General features: G+C 72.5%; 14 protein-coding genes and 1 pseudogene. 7 read left to right on the top strand and 8 right to left on the bottom strand.

From position 1 onward, the window contains the following. Together IE200_RS08655 and IE200_RS08650 are read right to left on the bottom strand one after the other, a co-directional pair. Window positions 1–1307, bottom strand: a pseudogene (locus IE200_RS08655) (hypothetical protein); the annotation flags it as partial. After that, a complete protein-coding gene (locus IE200_RS08650; protein WP_191279059.1) occupies window positions 1307–1756 on the bottom strand; it encodes a hypothetical protein in 450 nt (149 codons plus the stop codon). The pseudogene IE200_RS08655 and the gene IE200_RS08650, both read right to left, overlap by 1 nt. Window positions 1757–1897: 141 nt before the next feature. Between IE200_RS08650 and IE200_RS08645 the strand changes: the two genes are divergently transcribed. Next, window positions 1898–2509, top strand: a complete 612-nt coding sequence (locus IE200_RS08645) for a hypothetical protein (RefSeq protein ID WP_191279058.1) — start codon at window positions 1898–1900, stop codon at window positions 2507–2509. 34 nt (window positions 2510–2543) lie between these two features. On the opposite strand, the gene IE200_RS08640 is transcribed toward IE200_RS08645, so the two are convergent. Beyond that, window positions 2544–3752: a hypothetical protein gene (locus IE200_RS08640; RefSeq protein WP_191279057.1), complete on the bottom strand. Its 1209-nt coding sequence runs from the start codon at window positions 3750–3752 to the stop codon at window positions 2544–2546. After that, window positions 3749–4297, bottom strand: coding sequence for a SigE family RNA polymerase sigma factor (locus IE200_RS08635; protein ID WP_191279056.1), 549 nt, complete (start codon window positions 4295–4297; stop codon window positions 3749–3751). Before IE200_RS08635 ends, IE200_RS08640 begins: the two co-directional genes overlap by 4 nt. 160 nt (window positions 4298–4457) lie before the next feature. On the opposite strand from IE200_RS08635, the gene IE200_RS08630 reads away from it, so the two are divergent. Beyond that, the gene (locus IE200_RS08630) at window positions 4458–5576 is read left to right on the top strand and encodes an S-(hydroxymethyl)mycothiol dehydrogenase (RefSeq protein WP_191279055.1); all 1119 of its coding nucleotides are present in this window, start codon (window positions 4458–4460) and stop codon (window positions 5574–5576) included. Beyond that, window positions 5576–6196 carry an MBL fold metallo-hydrolase gene (locus IE200_RS08625; RefSeq protein WP_191279054.1) on the top strand — a complete coding sequence of 207 codons (621 nt, stop codon included), beginning with the start codon at window positions 5576–5578 and terminating at the stop codon, window positions 6194–6196. Before IE200_RS08630 ends, IE200_RS08625 begins: the two co-directional genes overlap by 1 nt. Window positions 6197–6208: 12 nt before the next feature. Here IE200_RS08625 and IE200_RS08620 read toward each other — a convergent pair whose 3' ends face one another. Next, a complete protein-coding gene (locus IE200_RS08620; protein WP_191279053.1) occupies window positions 6209–6841 on the bottom strand; it encodes a helix-turn-helix domain-containing protein in 633 nt (210 codons plus the stop codon). 237 nt (window positions 6842–7078) lie between these two features. Between IE200_RS08620 and IE200_RS08615 the strand changes: the two genes are divergently transcribed. After that, a complete protein-coding gene (locus tag IE200_RS08615) occupies window positions 7079–8878 on the top strand; it encodes a glycoside hydrolase family 3 protein (protein ID WP_191279050.1) in 1800 nt (599 codons plus the stop codon). 30 nt (window positions 8879–8908) lie between these two features. Here the strand turns inward: IE200_RS08615 and IE200_RS08610 are convergent, their stop codons facing one another. After that, window positions 8909–10084, bottom strand: coding sequence for a class I SAM-dependent methyltransferase (locus IE200_RS08610; RefSeq protein WP_229856302.1), 1176 nt, complete (start codon window positions 10082–10084; stop codon window positions 8909–8911). A 208-nt stretch (window positions 10085–10292) separates the two neighbouring features. Between IE200_RS08610 and groES the strand changes: the two genes are divergently transcribed. Continuing rightward, window positions 10293–10586, top strand: a complete 294-nt coding sequence (gene groES, locus IE200_RS08605; RefSeq protein ID WP_056605525.1) for a co-chaperone GroES — start codon at window positions 10293–10295, stop codon at window positions 10584–10586. Window positions 10587–10669: 83 nt separating this feature from the next. Beyond that, complete coding sequence (gene groL / locus IE200_RS08600; RefSeq protein ID WP_191279048.1) at window positions 10670–12289, top strand: chaperonin GroEL; 1620 nt, start codon at window positions 10670–10672, stop codon at window positions 12287–12289. A 78-nt stretch (window positions 12290–12367) separates the two neighbouring features. Here groL and IE200_RS08595 read toward each other — a convergent pair whose 3' ends face one another. Together IE200_RS08595 and IE200_RS08590 are read right to left on the bottom strand one after the other, a co-directional pair. After that, window positions 12368–13738, bottom strand: coding sequence for a hypothetical protein (locus IE200_RS08595; protein ID WP_191279045.1), 1371 nt, complete (start codon window positions 13736–13738; stop codon window positions 12368–12370). Next, a complete protein-coding gene (locus IE200_RS08590; RefSeq protein WP_191279043.1) occupies window positions 13732–14253 on the bottom strand; it encodes a SigE family RNA polymerase sigma factor in 522 nt (173 codons plus the stop codon). The genes IE200_RS08595 and IE200_RS08590 overlap by 7 nt, the downstream gene beginning before the upstream one ends. Before the next feature lie 137 nt (window positions 14254–14390). On the opposite strand from IE200_RS08590, the gene guaB reads away from it, so the two are divergent. After that, window positions 14391–15893, top strand: a complete 1503-nt coding sequence (guaB, locus tag IE200_RS08585; protein WP_229856301.1) for an IMP dehydrogenase — start codon at window positions 14391–14393, stop codon at window positions 15891–15893. The last annotated feature ends 4 nt before the right edge of the window (window positions 15894–15897 follow it).

Here is a 15897-nt window from a genome sequence, read left to right as displayed (position 1 = left end):
GAACCCGCCGCGGACCCGGACGCCGCTCCGCGGCCACCGGCGGAGCCGGCGGTGCCACGGGACCCCGCCGAGCCCCCGGTGCCGCGACCGCCGGCGGTGCCGGCCGAACCTGTCGCGCCACGCGACGTGGGGCTGCCCGCCGTGCCGCCGCGGGCAGCGGCCGATCCGGCCGAGGCCGCAGGACGGGAGAGAGCGCCCGCGCTGCCGCTGCGACCGGTCGCACCGATCGGCCGCGTGGACGCGCTGCCGGCGGAGGTCGGCGCGGACCCGGCGCGTACGCCGCCCATCATCCCGCTCGCGCCACCGGCGGCACCCGCGGCACCGAAGGCGGCGGCGTTGATGCCACCCGAGCCTCCCGCTCCACCCGTCGAGGTCGGCGCCGAGACCTGCGGACCCTGGTAGGTGACACCGCTCTGCTGGCTGCCCGCGACGGTGGTCGTCTCGGTGGGGACAGTGGGCTGCGTGGGGTTGGTCGGCGGCGTGGGGTTGGTCGGTTGGTTCACCTCGGGGTCGACGGGCGGGCAGACGGTGATGATCGGCTCGTGGACGTTGCCGTGGTCGTCGTCGTCGCGGTCCCAGTCCGGGTCCAGCTCGAAGTCCTCTGGTCTCGTCGGGTCCTTGATGCCGCGCGGCCCGTCCGGGTCGGACGGCACGCCCGGCGTCGAGGGCGGCGAGAGGGGCGCCGACGGGCTCGACGGGCTCGACGGGCTCGAGGGGCTCGACGGCGGCGGCTCGGTCGGGTCGGACTGGCCGTGGATCGCCTGCATGGTCGGGATGGACTCGAGGAACACGGTGTCGAGCTTCTGGGTCCACTCGGTGGCGGCCGCCTCCTGCGTGGCCCGGGCCGTGTTGTAGTCCGCCATCTTCTGGTTGGCCTCCTGGCGCCTGTCACCCTCGTCCCGGATGTCCTGCGCCGTGGGCGTGTAGCCCGGGGAGTAGGTCCGAGGGGTGTACGGCTCGGGCTGCTGGAGGTCGGCCATGCGAGCCTCGGCCGCCTGGGCGTTGCGCAGCACGCGCGCGGCATCGGCGAGCACGTCTCCCGCTGCGACGATCCTGGTGCCCTTGTCCTGCATGGACGCGGCGGAGGCCTGGAACGCGTCGAGCACGGCCTGGGCAGTGACGCCTGAGAGCCCGTCGTCGGTGCCGTCGCCGTCACGGACCTTCTTGGCCCCGTCGCGGATGGCCCGCGCGGTGTCCTGGAGCAGGATGCCGCTCCTGCGCCAGTTCTCGCCGGCGGCCTCGGTCGCCTCGTGCTTGGCGCCGGAGAGGTACTGGCGCAGTCGGGCGCGCTCGGGTCCGTGCGTCATCAGGCTCCCCCGTCCTGGGTCGCGGGCGGCTCGGTGTAGGTGCCGTCGCCCATGGTGCTGTCGGCGGCCTGGTCGCGGGCGTCGCCGATGGTCGTGTTGACCTCCGCGAGGGCTGCGGCGCGCATCGTCATCTCGGCGTTGGTGTCGCCGTCGATGTCGCGGACCTCGGTCGCCCACTGGGTGATCGCCTCGCCGTACTTGCGGAGGGAGTCGGCGAGCTTCTGGAACTCCTCCTCGACCTCCTGGTGGGCCATCTTGGTGTTGACGCCCAGGCGGTGGCCGCTGGTGGAGCCGCCGAACCAGTCGCCGCCGACGTCGGTGACGACCTGGCCGTCGAGACCCGTGGAGTTGTCGTTGAGGATGTCCACGATCTGCTCGATCAGGCTCGGCGGAGCGTTGATCCCCGTCATGAAGTCGGTGACCAGTCCCATGTCGTACGCGCTCAACATGCGTCCCCCATTCCCGCCGCTCCGAGCGACGAAACCACTTTGTCGTCCGACATTTTCACAGACCCGGTGGGCCGGGGGCGAAACCGGCGCATCGTCCCCGTCAGCTACGGTCGGTGCGTACGACGAGGACTCGGGGGTGGCGTGATGGACGTGCGTGGCAACGCGATCGCAGCGGTGGTGTCGTCAGCGATGGCACTGACGATGGCAGCGGGGCTGTCCGGATGCTCCGGCGCCGGGGACGGCCCGAGCGCCTCGGGCACCGGTGGCGCGAGTGAGTCGCCGAGCGAGTCCCCGAGCCTGACCCCGACCGTGGAGCTGCCGGAGTCGACGCCGAGCGCGGAACCGGCGAGCGGTCCGCGACTCGCCGTCGGCGAGATCCGGGTCAACGCGCCCGCGAGGTGGAAGCAGGACTACGACACGGTCGTCGTGGACGGCGCAGTGGGCCGGGAGGGGTCGTTGCTGCTGAGCGTGGCGTCGACGAGCGGCGAGCAGCTCTCCCTGCGGCAGGCCGAGCGCTACTTCTGGAACCGCAACAAGCAGCCGGAGAACTACGAGGCCCAGGACGGCGTGGTGATGGGCAACATCAACGCCGGCTACTACACGTACGGGGACAGCTCCATCGACGCCCATGTCGTCACCACGTGGGATGCCGGCTACGTCGTGAAGGTGGAGCTGCGGTTCTACCCGAGGATTCCGCAGGATCGGCAGCGCGAGATCGTCGAGTCCGTCATCGCCAGCTATGAGAGTGCGTGACCCCGGACCTCGTGAGCGGTCGGGCGGCGCACGCCTAGCGGACCTCGGCCACCACCAGGCCGGAGGAGTCGATGCTGGTCGCACCGCCCACCCGTTGCACGGACCCGTCCACCCCGAGGCGTACGACGAAGCGCTCGTCGCCCGTCAGCAGGGTCAGCACGGCCGTGTCGTCGCCGTCCCATCCCACGCGGTCGTGGAAGGCCGCCACCTGACGGCGCGAGCCCGCGACCTCGAAGTCGACCACTGCCTCGCCCGTGTCCGCGTCGAGGATCGACACGGTGGGGGAGCCGTAGCCGTCGCTGTCCGGGGCGAAGCCCACGATGTGGCGCCCGTCCGGGCTGAAGCTGTCGAGCGTGTGGTCGCAGGTCTCCCAGGTCCTGGTCCCGGCCTGTCCTCGTCCGTCGACGACGCCCGAGCACCCGCTCGCCAGGTCCGTGCTGGTCAGGCCGGCCAGCGTCCCGGTCGCCGCTGACGAGCTCGTCGCCTGGAGCAGGCCGGGCAGCTCGTCGGCGGCACCGTCGCCGACGACGTACGTGGTGACCTCGCCTGCCTCGTCGAACCTGTCGACGACGACCTCGGTGGCGGAGAGGAAGCCCACGGGTCGGACCGGCGCACCCTCGGGTCCCGGGGCGAGGGGCGTGGTGTCCGGTTCGGTGCCGCCGGCGACGGGCGCCCGGACGACCTGCCAGCGTCCGTCGGCGTACTCGGTCCATGCGACCTGCTGCCCGTCGGTGCTGACCACGAGGCCGCCCGTCGGCACCGGGTCGCCCACGACCCGCAGGTCGTCGTCGAGGACCTCCAGGGTGAGGGTGCCCTCCTCGTTGGCGACCGCGACCCAGCCGTCGAGGTAGGGGGTGAGCGAGTCGTACGCCCTGGGCAGGTCGACGGTGCCCTCCTGCGTCAGCAGGCGCGCGCCGTCGACGTCGAGCAGGGGAACGGACGTGGACTCCACGACCTCGGCGCTGCGGGGGTCGACGAGGATCGGGCCGGTGAGCCGGGGTGCGGGCGTCTGGGTGGCCGGCGGGACCTCGCTGCGCTGGGCCGGGCCCACCATCGCGGCGCCGATCGGGACGGCGACGGCCAGCACCGCGGCGACCGCGCCGGCGGCCACAGCCGCCCGACGGCGCTGGATGCGGCGGGCGCGGGTGCGTACGTCACCGACCGTGAAGGGGGTGCGGTGGAGCGGGTCGGCCGTGCGGCGCAGGGCGTCGTGGACCTGGTCCTCGAGGGGCGTGTTGTTCATCGGGCGTCTCCGGACTCGTCGTGGTGGGGTCCGTGCGGATCGAGGGACCGGGGGGCGCGGGCGCGCAGGCCGGCCAGCGCACGGCTGGCCTGCGACTTCACGGTCCCGACGGAGATCCCGAGGGTCTCGGCGATCTCGGCCTCGCTGAGCTGCTCGTAGTAGCGCAGCACGATCACCGAGCGCTGCTTGGGCGGCAGCGTCTGGACGAACGACCACAGCACGCCGCCCATCCCGTCGTCGTAGGTGTCGACGGAGCCGGTCTCCGGCAGCGTGTCGGTGGAGTGCTCGCGCCGCTTCCAGGCCCGCCGCCACAGCGAGTTGTTCTCGTTGACCATGATCCGGCGGACGTAGCCGTCGAGCGCCTCCCGGTCGCGGACCCGGTCCCAGGAGAGGTAGAGCTTGGCGAACGCGTTCTGGAGCAGGTCCTCCGCGGTGGCGTGGTCGCCGGCGAGCAGGTAGGCCGTCCGGTAGAGCGCCGTCTGGCGAGCGGACATGTACGCCGAGAAGTCGGCGTCCTTGTCGGCCCGTCGGTCGTGCGCTCCCATGCCGACGAGTGTCGCGGTCACCCTGCACCTCCTGCTCGATCCTCGTGTGTGGCGTGGTGACGTGTCGGATGAGGACGCGATCCGGTCGACGGAGGTTGCATCGATTTGGGAGGGTCTGAGCACGACGTCGCACACGCACGTCGTAGAAGGAGGAACACCGATGCAGCAGGTCAAGGCCGTCGTCGCGCTCGCCAAGGGTGAGCCGGTACAGCTCACCACCATCAACGTCCCCGACCCGGGCCCGGGGGAGGTCGTGGTGGAGGTGCGGGCCTGCGGCGTGTGCCACACCGACCTGCACTACCGCGACGGCGGGATCAACGACGACTTCCCGTTCCTGCTCGGCCACGAGGCGGCCGGGGTCGTGGAGTCGGTGGGCCCCGACGTGACCTCGGTGGTGCCCGGGGACTTCGTCGTCCTCAACTGGCGGGCGGTGTGCGGCAACTGCCGCGCCTGTGACCGGGGCGAACCGTGGTACTGCTTCGCGACCCACAACGCCACCCAGAAGATGACGCTCGCCGAGGGCGACCTCGCCGGCACCGAGCTGTCGCCGGCCCTGGGGATCGGTGCGTTCGCCGAGAAGACGCTGGTGGCCGCCGGGCAGTGCACCAAGGTCGACCCGTCGGCGCGGCCGGCCGCGGTCGGCCTGCTGGGCTGCGGCGTGATGGCCGGCCTCGGTGCCGCGATCAACACCGGCAACGTCGGGCGCGGCTCGACGGTCGCCGTCATCGGCTGCGGCGGGGTCGGGGCCGCGGCGATCGCGGGCTCGGTGCTGGCGGGTGCCTCGCGGATCATCGCCGTCGACATCGACGACAGGAAGCTCGAGGCTGCGAAGAAGCTCGGGGCGACCCACACGGTGAACTCCAGCGAGGTCGACGCCGTCGAGGCGATCCGGTCGCTGACGCCCCCGGCGGACGGCACGGGTCACGAGGGCGGCGCGGACGTGGTGATCGACGCCGTCGGGCGCCCCGAGACGTGGAAGCAGGCGTTCTACGCCCGCGACCTCGCCGGCACGGTCGTGCTGGTCGGGGTGCCCACCCCGGAGATGAAGGTCCCCGACATCCCGCTCATCGACGTCTTCGGCCGCGGCGGTTCGCTGAAGTCGAGCTGGTACGGCGACTGCCTGCCCTCGCGCGACTTCCCGATGCTCGTCGACCTCTACCAGCAGGGCCGGCTCGACCTCGACGCGTTCGTGACCGAGGAGATCGGCATCGGCGACGTCGAGGCGGCGTTCGAGAAGATGCACGAGGGCTCGGTCCTGCGCTCCGTGGTGGTGCTCTGATGGCCGCGCGGGTGGACCACGCCGTCGTCTCCGGCACGTTCTCCCTCGACGGGGAGACCCACGAGGTCGACAACAACGTCTGGGTGATCGGTGACGACGAGCAGTGCCTCGTCGTCGACGCCCCTCACGACGTCGACGCGATCCTCGCGCTCGTCGCCGGGCGTGCGGTCAAGGCGATCGTCTGCACCCACGCCCACGACGACCACGTACGTGTCGCCCCCGAGCTGCGGCGTCGTACCGGCGCGCCGATCCTGCTGCACCCCGACGACCGGCCGCTGTGGGAGCTCACCCACGGCGGTGACGAGCCGGGCGCCGAGCTGTGGGACGTCGACCTCACCGATGGCCAGACGCTCACCATCGGTGGAGCGGCGGTGCAGGTGATCCACACGCCCGGGCACGCGCCTGGGGCGGTGTGCCTCTACGTCCACGACCTCGGCTGCGTCTTCACGGGCGACACCCTCTTCGAGGGTGGGCCGGGTGCGACGGGCCGGTCGTACTCCGACGCCGACCTCATCAAGGAGTCCATCCGGTCCCGCCTGTTCGACCTGCCCGACGAGACGGTCGTCCACACCGGTCACGGTCCCGACACCACCATCGGCGCGGAACGGGAGAACGTCTGAGGAGGACGAGGCTCAGGCGGTCAACCACCCGGGCGGCGGCCGGAACCACGGCCGCTCGTCCAGGATGCGCTGCCGCCTCTGCTCCCGGAGCTCGTCGAGGTGGACCGCCTCGGCCACCAGCTGGTCGTGCGCGGGGTGGTCCACAGGCGTGCCGTCGAGGAGCCGGTAGAGATGTCGCAGCGACGTGTGGAACACGACCCGCGGCGCTCGCCGGCTGCGCGACCGCCGCCGCCACCCGAGGATGTCAGCGGTGGACTCGATGCCTCGAGGACGCCACCAGCCCCCCACGTACAGGTCGACGTGCGCGGGGTAGCGGCGACCGGCGCGATCGCGCGCCCCGTCGTCACGCATCGGCTCGACCTCCTCGCCCGTCTCGAGCTCATGCACCCGGCTCCCGAGCCCGGCAAGGCGCAACAGCTGCTGCAGCACCGACGCGCGGGGACTCGTCCGCCCGGTCTCCCACCGGGCGACGACGGACTGGGAGACACCGAGGATGGCCGCCAGCCCGCGCTGTGACACGTCGAGCACCCGTCGGACCCGGCGTACGGTCCCGGGGATCCCGCCGTCGAAGGGCCCCATCGCGTACCACTCCACCTCCTCGCGGCTCCACCCCTCCATCTGCTGCCAGTCGAACTCCGTCTCCATGTCGTCCCCCTCGTCGTCGTGTGAGTCCATTCCACGCCGACGCACCGACATCCGGCCGTCGTCCTCCACAGGCGCGGGGAGGGCGCCGGCCGGAGCTCGGAGCTCACCTCCGGGTCGCAGCCCTGTGCGCTGAGTCTGTGAGCGACTCAGCGCACAGGGGCCGGGACGGAGGGGGTCTGGTGGGGTGCGCGGGGGCGGGCCTGCTGGCTGGACAGGGGTGCGTGCCACCATGACTGGATGCGCGCGCGGCCGATCTCGTTCCTGGCGTCCCTCGCGCTGCTGGCGTCCCTCGCGGCGTGTGACGCCGGCGGTGGCGGCGGAGGGGAGAGCTCGGGGGAGGGCGAGAAACGGGGTGCGCCGGAGGTCACGACCTCGGGTACGCCGACCATCCCTCCGACGCCGTCGGAGAGGCTCGACCTGGTGGAGGGGTGGGGACCCGACCGGTCGGAGCTCGACCGGGCTGCACGGGTCGTCGGGCGGATGCCGCTGCCGGACCTCGCCGGGCAGGTCATCGTCGCGGACTGGCAGGGGACCGAGGCGCCGGTGCGGATGGTGCGCGAGCTGCACCTCGGCGGTGTCATCGCGTTCTCCTCCAACGTCGCCTCGGCCGAACAGGTCAAGCGCGTGAACACAGCACTGACGCGCCAGGTGCGGCGGACGTGGCCGCTGTTCCTCGGCGTGGACCAGGAGGGCGGGGTCGTGGAGCGCCTGCGGGGCGCCGCCACCAGGTTCCCCACGTTCATGAGTGCGGGCGCGGCCGGGGACGTTGCCCTCACCGAGCGGGCGTACGACGCGAGTGGCGCCGAGCTGCGCCGACTCGGGTTCACCGTCGACTTCGCGCCCGACGCGGACGTGACCTCCGGGCCGGGCGATCCGACCATCGGCTCCCGCTCCGCCTCCTCTCGGCCGGCCGACGTCGCCGGGCACGTGGTCGCGGCCGCCCGGGGCTTCGGTGCAGCGGGGGTGCTCCCGGTCGTCAAGCACTTCCCGGGGCACGGGTCGGTGCCTGCGGACAGCCACCTGACGCTGCCGGTGCAGCCCAGGACGCTGGCGCAGCTCGAGGCGAACGACCTCGTCCCGTTCCGGCGGGCGGTCGAGGAGGGCCTGCCGGCGGTGATGGTCGGGCACATCGACGTCCGGGCCGTCGACCCGCGGGTGCCGTCGTCGCTGTCGCGCAAGGTCACGACCGGCCTGCTGCGCGACGAGCTCGGCTTCGATGGGCTCGTCGTGACCGACTCCCTGGAGATGGCCGCGGTGACGCGCGGTCGCGACCCGCGGCGGACGGTCGTGCAGGCGATGCGGGCGGGCTCGGACGTCCTCCTGATGCCTCCGTCGCCCGCGCAGGCCCGCGCCGCCCTTGTCCGCGCTGTCCGGTCCGGGGCGTTGTCCCGGCGCCGCCTCGAGCAGGCCGCCGCCCGGCAGATCGCCCTGCTGCGACACCTTGCCGGCACGGGACAGGCGGCGGCTGGCAACCCCGGACAAGCGTCACGCGCGCTGTCGGCGGCCGCGGTGACGGTGACCGACGGACCGTGCTCAGGCCGCCTGACGGGTGACGTGGTGCACCCGTACGGCGATCCCGGGGCTGTCACGGGCTTCGCCGCGGCCGCGCGGCGCGCGGGGATGACGGTGCTGGTGCGGGAGTCGCCGCCGTCGCGGCTGGCCGACGCGAAGCCGCGGCCGGAGCGGCGCAAGAAGGAGCGCAAGCGCGCCTTCAGGAAGCGTCTGCGGGAGTGGCGTCAGGCCGAGGAGGCGCGCGTACGCCGGCTCGCGGCCTGGACCGAGCGGGAGGACGCGCGGTTGGCAGCCGGGACGGCGATCGGGTTCACGGGCTACCGCGACGCACCGGTCGACGGCGAGATCGCCGTCGCCACCGACACTCCGTGGGTCCTGGGCCGCGTGACGGCACCCACCCGCATCGCCACGTTCGGCGACACCCCGGCCGCGATGAGCGTGCTGGTCGAGGTGCTCCAGGGTCGGGCGAGCGCTCCGGGTCGGCTCCCGGTCAAGGTCGCCGGGGTGTCCCGCCCCGGGTGCTAGGCGCGTCCGGGGCGGGCCGGTCGCCCCGCGTCAGAACGGCTCGACGAGCAGCGCGGTGCCCTGCCCGGCGACGCGGGTCAGCACCAGGGTCGCCTCGCTGTCGCCCCGCAGGGCGAGCCGCTTGCGCAGCTCCTCCGGGACGACCTGCACGCCGCGCTTCTTGATCGTCAGCCGGCCGATGCCGCGCTCGTGCAGGGCGGCGCGCAGCTGCTTCTCGCGGTAGGGCAGCTCCTCCAGCACACGGTAGCCGCGGGCGAAGGGCGTGCGGAAGGATGCGTCGCTCGTGACGTAGGCGATGTGCTCGTCCACCAGTCCGCCGTCGACGCCAGCCGCCACGGCTGTGACGAGGCCGGCCCGGACCACGGCGCCGTCGGGCTCGTAGAGGAAGGCCCCGACCGCCCGTACGTCGGCCCCCGGGTCGTCCTGGTCGGTGAGCGTGGCGAGGCCGCGCTCGCCGATCACGGTGGCGCGTCGGTCGGTCGTGGAGAGGTCGGGCGACCAGAGGACGGCCTCCTTGACCTCGCCGGCGTCGCTGACCCATTCCGCCTCGGCGCCGGCCGGCACGAGGTCGTGGCCGATGCCGGGCGCCACCTTGACCAGGGATCGTCGCCGCAGCAGGTCGAGGACCCACGGCCACGGGGGCGTCCAGCCCTCGACGTCGAAGACCCGGCCCCGCCCGCCACGACGGGCCGGGTCGGCGAAGGCGGCGTCGAACCCGCTCGGGTCGAGCGTCGTGGCGTCCCCGACCTGCACGGCGCCGGGCAGCCCGAGTGCGTCGAGGTTGGCGCGCGCCATCGCGACCCGCACCGGGTCCTGGTCGATCCCGGCCGCGACGAGCCCGGCCCGGGCGAACGCGACGAGGTCGCCGCCGATGCCGCAGCCGAGGTCGACCACGCTGCCTTCGGGGATCGCCGCAGCCAGCCGAGCCGCGCGGTGGTCGGCCACCCGGGTGCGGGTGGCCTGCTCGAGCGCGTCGGGGGTGAAGAACATGACGCGTGCGGCGTCGCCGAACTTGGCGACGGCCCGCGCGCGCAGCTGTGCCTGCGTGGTGGCCGCGGCTGCCTTCTCGGGGTCCGGCTCGAGGCGGCGTACGGCGGTGGCGACCCGCACCGGGTCGCCGGAGTGATCCGCCCAGACCTGGGTGGCGTGGGCGAGCACGTGGGCACCCTCGGTCGTGCGCAGCCAGTCCAGCGTCGCGATCTCCACCCCCGCATCCTGTCAGCGGGGACACCGGCTAGCACTCGGTTGGTCAGAGTGCTAGCGTCTGATCTGGCACTCTCACCCCGAGAATGCCAACGCTCGTGAGACTGGCACGATCCCCGCGACGGCGTGCCGACCGGATCGCGAGCCCACGTCCTGGGAGCCGCCCGGCTCCTGAAGAATCTCGTGCAGAGAAAGTGGAGGTTGATCCGAAGTGTCGGTCAACATCAAGCCCCTCGAGGACCGCATCGTCGTCCAGACCCTCGAAGCCGAGCAGACCACCGCCTCCGGCCTGGTCATCCCGGACACCGCCAAGGAGAAGCCCCAGGAGGGCGAGGTCGTGGCGATCGGTCCCGGTCGCATCGACGACAACGGCAACCGTGTCCCGCTCGACGTCGCGGTGGGCGACAAGGTCATCTACAGCAAGTACGGCGGCACCGAGGTCAAGTACGCCGGCCAGGAGTACCTCATCCTGTCCGCCCGCGACATCCTCGCCGTCGTCTCCTGACGCACCTGGCATCCCGGCCGGCCCCGTGCCGGCCGGGATCCGTGCACGTCAGGCCCTGAACATTCCTTCCTAGGAGCACCCAGATGCCCAAGATCCTGGAGTTCGACGAGAACGCCCGCCGCGCGCTCGAGCGCGGCGTCGACGCCCTCGCCAACGCCGTCAAGGTGACGCTCGGCCCCAAGGGCCGCTACGTCGTCCTCGACAAGAAGTGGGGCGCCCCCACCATCACCAACGACGGTGTGACCGTCGCCCGTGAGATCGAGCTCGACGACCCGTTCGAGAACCTCGGCGCCCAGCTCACCAAGGAGGTGGCCACCAAGACCAACGACATCGCTGGTGACGGCACCACCACCGCCACCGTGCTGGCCCAGGCCATGGTCCACGAGGGCCTGCGCGCCGTCGCGGCCGGCGCCAACCCGATGGGTCTCAAGCGAGGCATGGACGCCGCGGCCGAGGCCGTCGGCGACGCGCTGCGCGAGGCCGCCCGCGAGGTCGAGTCGCGCGAGGACATGGCGTCCGTCGCCACGATCTCCAGCCGCGACAGCCACATCGGCGACCTGCTCGCCGAAGCCTTCGACAAGGTCGGCAAGGACGGCGTGATCACGGTCGAGGAGTCCAACACCATGGGCACCGAGCTCGAGTTCACCGAGGGCATGCAGTTCGACAAGGGCTACATCTCGGCCTACTTCGTCACCGACCCGGAGTCGATGGAGGCCGTCCTCGACGACCCCTACATCCTCCTCCACCAGGGCAAGATCTCCTCGATCCAGGAGCTCCTCCCGGTGCTCGAGAAGGTCATCGCCACCGGCAAGCCGCTCTTCATCCTCGCCGAGGACGTGGAGGGCGAGGCGCTCTCTACCCTCGTGGTCAACAAGATCCGCGGCACGTTCAACGTCGCGGCGGTCAAGAGCCCCGCGTTCGGTGACCGTCGCAAGGCGATGATGCAGGACATCGCCGTCCTCACCGGCGGCCAGGTCGTCGCGCCCGAGGTCGGCCTCAAGCTCGACCAGGTCGGCCTCGAGGTCCTCGGTCAGGCGCGTCGCGTCGTCATCACCAAGGACAACACGACCATCGTCGACGGCGCCGGCGACGCCACGGCCGTCGAGGGTCGCGTCAACCAGATCAAGGCCGAGATCGAGAACACCGACTCCGACTGGGACCGCGAGAAGCTCCAGGAGCGCCTCGCCAAGCTCGCCGGCGGTGTCTGCGTGATCAAGGTCGGCGCCGCCACCGAGGTGGAGCTGAAGGAGAAGAAGCACCGCATCGAGGACGCCGTCTCCGCGACGCGCGCCGCGATCGAGGAGGGCATCGTCCCCGGCGGTGGCTCCGCGCTCATCCACGCCGTGTCGGTGCTCGACGGCAACCTCGGCCTCACCGGCGACGAGGCGGCCGGCGTACGCGTGGTCCGCAAGGCCGCCGACGAGCCGCTGCGCTGGATCGCCGAGAACGGTGGCGAGAACGGCTACGTCGTGACCTCGAAGGTCCGCGAGCTCGGCGTCGGCAACGGCTACAACGCCGCCACCGGCGAGTACGGCGACCTGGTCGCCCAGGGCGTGCTAGACCCGGTCAAGGTCACCCGCTCAGCGCTCGTCAACGCGACCTCGATCGCCGCGATGCTGCTCACGACGGAGACCCTCGTCGTGGACAAGCCCGAGGAGGAGGAGCCGGCCGCCGCCGGCCACGGTCACGGCCACGGCCACTGATCGACACCTCGCTCGACCCTGCTCCACGCGACAGGCCCGCACCGGCTCGGTGCGGGCCTGTCGTCGTCAGGGGTGGGCTCAGCGGATGATCTCGCCGAGGTGGGCGGTCGCCCCGCTGCGCCCGAACAGGTCCACCTTGCCCCCGGCGGGCGTGGACCACAGGAACTGGTCGCCGGGGGCGGGCCCCACGGCGACGTTCCAGCTCGACGTGCCGTCGCCCAGCCGCAGCAGCCGACCCTCCTCGAAGTCGTAGAGGTAGGTGCCCGCCGTTGCCCGGTCGTACGCGGTCAGGGTCAGGAAGTCCCCGCCCGCGACCAGCTGCCCGCCGTCCACACCGTTGTCCTGCACCGTCACGACCTGGTCGCCGTCGGTGGTGACGACCTGCACCCGGTCGTCGCGGACCCCGCCCTCGTAGGTGCCGCAGTACTGCGACATGGCGACGTGGTCGCCCGCCGCGCTGAAGCCGAGGAGGTTGCAGCGCTCCCCGAGGGCGGGGTCGAAGGAGGTCTCCTCGCCGGTGGCGAGGTCGCGCACGTGCATCCGCCCGGCGTCGCCGTTGCGCGCGTCGGTCCACACGAGCGCGTCCTGCGTGAAGGCGAACGCGCCCACCCGGAGGCTCTCGTCACGAACGTCGCGCTGCTCGGTGAGCGACACCGACCACAGGTCGTAGGTGTCGCCCTCGGCGTCGGCGTCCTCGGCCTCACCGTCGGGGCCCACCGGCCAGCCGCCCTCCGGGATCTCACCCCGGCTCGCGAGGACGGGGACGTAGAGGCGCCCGTCCGGACCGACCCGGGCGCCCCACGGCCCGTCGGTCGCGGGGAGGCCGGTCCAGCGCAACGTGTCCCAGGTACGGCTCGCCCGGTCGTACACGTGCGCCGTCAGGGCCATCGCCGGGCCCTCGCCGGACTGCGTCGGCTCGCCGGGGCTGACGAGCACGAGCCGCTGCTCGCTGAGCTCGACGGCCCACAGCTGGGTCTGGCCGATGTCGCGGGCCTCCGTCAGCCAGTCCTTCTCGCCGGTCGCGGGGTCCAGGAGCGCGAAGCGCGGGTAGAGCTGGGTGGAGCGCGGGCCGTCGCGGAAGAGGACGAGCCCGTCGTCGGTGACCCCGTCGAAGTACTGGCCGTTGTCGGAGTCGAGGTCGTCGTTCGTGTGCGATGCCAGCTCCTGGTAGTCCTGGCCCTCGACCGCCGGCGTGGCCTCGGTCAGGCGCACGGTCGGACCCGCCGGACGGGGGACACCTGCCGCGGCGAGGTCGGCCGGTGCCGGGGAGACCCACGTCATCGACCCGAGCGCGATCGCACCCGCCGCCAGCGACGTGCCCCCGGCGATCGCGATGCGGCGGGTCCGCACCCGGCGCCGCCCCCGCCCGAGCACCGCGGACAGGTCCGTACGGTCGTGCGGCGGGCTGGTCGAGGCCTCCCGCATCAGCTCACGCAGCTCGTTCACCATGACACCGCTCCCTCGACCAGCTCGCCGAACGGCGAGTCCTCGAACATGGACCGGAGCGAGAAGAGGGCACGCGAGGTCTGGCTCTTGACCGTGCCCTCGGTGCAGCCCAGGAGGGCGGCCGTCTGCTCGACGGACAGGTCCTCGAAGTAGCGCAGCACCACGCACGCCCGCTGCCGCGGTGGCAGCTGCGCGAGCGCGTCCATGAGCGCCTGCCGGGTGGCGACGGCCGAGGCGACGTCCTCGCGGGTGGCCACGGTGTGGTCAGCCTCCTGAGGTCGCTCGGTGCTGGACCGTCGACGCACCTGGTCGAGGTAGGCGCTGACCACCGCCTTGCGGGCGTAGGACAGCTCCCCGCCGCGACGCACCAGCCGCGGCCACCGGACGTACACGCGGATCAGGCCCTCCTGGACGAGGTCGGAGGCCCGGTCCCAGTCGCCGCACAGCAGGTACGCGGTGCGCCGCAACCGGTCGCGGGCCGAACCGGCGAACTCGATGAACGCCGCCTCGTCACGCACTCTTCTGCTCCATGTCCGTCTCAACGCGGTGACGCGGCCGGGAGGTTGCACGCGCGTCCCGACATCCTCGACCACACCGTGACCGACGGCGGTCACCCGGGCCGCGCGCCCCGCCGCAGCACCGTAGAATGTGCCTCGTGGAGATCCCGGAGAAGTTCGCTGCGCTCGGCCTCACCTACGACGACGTGCTGCTGCTGCCGGGGGAGTCGGACCTCGCCCCCAGCGACATCGACACCACCACCCGGCTGACCCGCGAGATCTCGATCCGCGTGCCGCTCGTCAGCGCCGCGATGGACACCGTGACCGAGGCGCGGATGGCGATCGCGATGGCCCGCGAGGGCGGCATCGGCGTCCTGCACCGCAACCTGTCCATCGAGGACCAGGCCCGTCAGGTCGACCTGGTCAAGCGGACCCAGACCGGGATCATCTCCAACCCCGTCACGATCGGTCCCGACGCGACCCTCGAGGACCTCGACCGCCTCTGCGGGGAGTACCGGGTCTCCGGCCTGCCGGTCGTCGACCTCGACCACCGCCTGCTCGGCATCATCACCAACCGCGACCTCCGGTTCACCCCGGTCGCGGAGTGGGCGACCACCAAGGTCGACGAGGTGATGACCCGCGAGGGCCTCATCACCGGGCACCCCGGCATCTCCCGCGACGAGGCGACGGTGCTGCTGCGCGCCCACAAGCGCGAGCGCCTGCCGCTCGTCGACGCGGAGGGTCGCCTCAGCGGCCTGATCACGGTGAAGGACTTCGTCAAGGGCGAGCAGTTCCCGCACGCGTCGTACGACTCCGACGGCCGGTTGCTCGTCGGTGCGGCCATCGGCTACTTCGGCGACGCCTGGGAGCGCGCCACGACGCTGGTCGAGGCCGGGGTCGACGTGCTCGTCGCCGACACCGCGCACGGTCACGTCCACCTCCTGCTCGACATGGTGCGCCGGCTCAAGACCGACCCGGCGACCCGTCACGTGCAGGTCATCGGCGGCAACGTCGCGACCCGCGAGGGTGCGCAGGCCTTCGTCGATGCGGGTGCCGACGCGGTCAAGGTCGGGGTCGGCCCCGGCTCGATCTGCACCACCCGCGTGGTCACCGGCGTGGGCGTGCCGCAGGTGACGGCCGTCTACGAGGCGTCGCTGGCGACGAAGCCGGCGGGCGTCCCGCTCATCGCCGACGGCGGGATGAAGCACTCGGGCGAGATCGCCAAGGCGCTCGTCGCCGGAGCCGACGCCGTGATGGTGGGCTCGATGCTCGCCGGGTGCGAGGAGTCGCCCGGCGACGTGGTGTTCGTCAACGGCAAGCAGTTCAAGTCCTACCGCGGGATGGGCTCGCTGGGCGCGATGAGCAGCCGCGGCAAGAAGTCCTACTCCAAGGACCGCTACTTCCAGGCCGAGGTGGCCAGCGACGACAAGATCGTGCCCGAGGGGATCGAGGGCCAGGTGGCCTACCGCGGCCCGCTCTCGGCCGTCGCGCACCAGCTCGTGGGCGGGCTCAACCAGTCGATGTTCTACGTCGGGGCGCGCACCATCCCCGAGCTGCAGGACAAGGGCCGGTTCGTCCGGATCACGTCGGCCTCGCTCAAGGAGAGCCACCCGCACGGAGTGCAGATGACGGTCGAGGCCCCCAACTACAGCGGCGGCTGAGCCG

This window comes from Nocardioides flavus (ex Wang et al. 2016) (assembly GCF_014653115.1).
GTDB lineage: Bacteria > Actinomycetota > Actinomycetes > Propionibacteriales > Nocardioidaceae > Nocardioides > Nocardioides flavus.
The sequence above is the reverse complement of the archived record's forward strand: the minus strand, read 5'-3'. Positions and strand labels throughout refer to the sequence as shown.

Bases quoted from the DNA above. Each gene is read 5' to 3' on its own strand.
- IE200_RS08650 (WP_191279059.1), bottom strand. From the start codon at position 1,756: ATGTTGAGCGCGTACGACATGGGACTGGTCACCGACTTCATGACGGGG.
- IE200_RS08640 (WP_191279057.1), bottom strand. From the start codon at position 3,752: ATGAACAACACGCCCCTCGAGGACCAGGTCCACGACGCCCTGCGCCGC.
- IE200_RS08635 (WP_191279056.1), bottom strand. From the start codon at position 4,297: ATGGGAGCGCACGACCGACGGGCCGACAAGGACGCCGACTTCTCGGCG.
- IE200_RS08630 (WP_191279055.1), top strand. From the start codon at position 4,458: ATGCAGCAGGTCAAGGCCGTCGTCGCGCTCGCCAAGGGTGAGCCGGTA.
- IE200_RS08625 (WP_191279054.1), top strand. From the start codon at position 5,576: ATGGCCGCGCGGGTGGACCACGCCGTCGTCTCCGGCACGTTCTCCCTC.
- IE200_RS08620 (WP_191279053.1), bottom strand. From the start codon at position 6,841: ATGGAGACGGAGTTCGACTGGCAGCAGATGGAGGGGTGGAGCCGCGAG.
- IE200_RS08615 (WP_191279050.1), top strand. From the start codon at position 7,079: ATGCGCGCGCGGCCGATCTCGTTCCTGGCGTCCCTCGCGCTGCTGGCG.
- groL (WP_191279048.1), top strand. From the start codon at position 10,670: ATGCCCAAGATCCTGGAGTTCGACGAGAACGCCCGCCGCGCGCTCGAG.
- IE200_RS08595 (WP_191279045.1), bottom strand. From the start codon at position 13,738: ATGGTGAACGAGCTGCGTGAGCTGATGCGGGAGGCCTCGACCAGCCCG.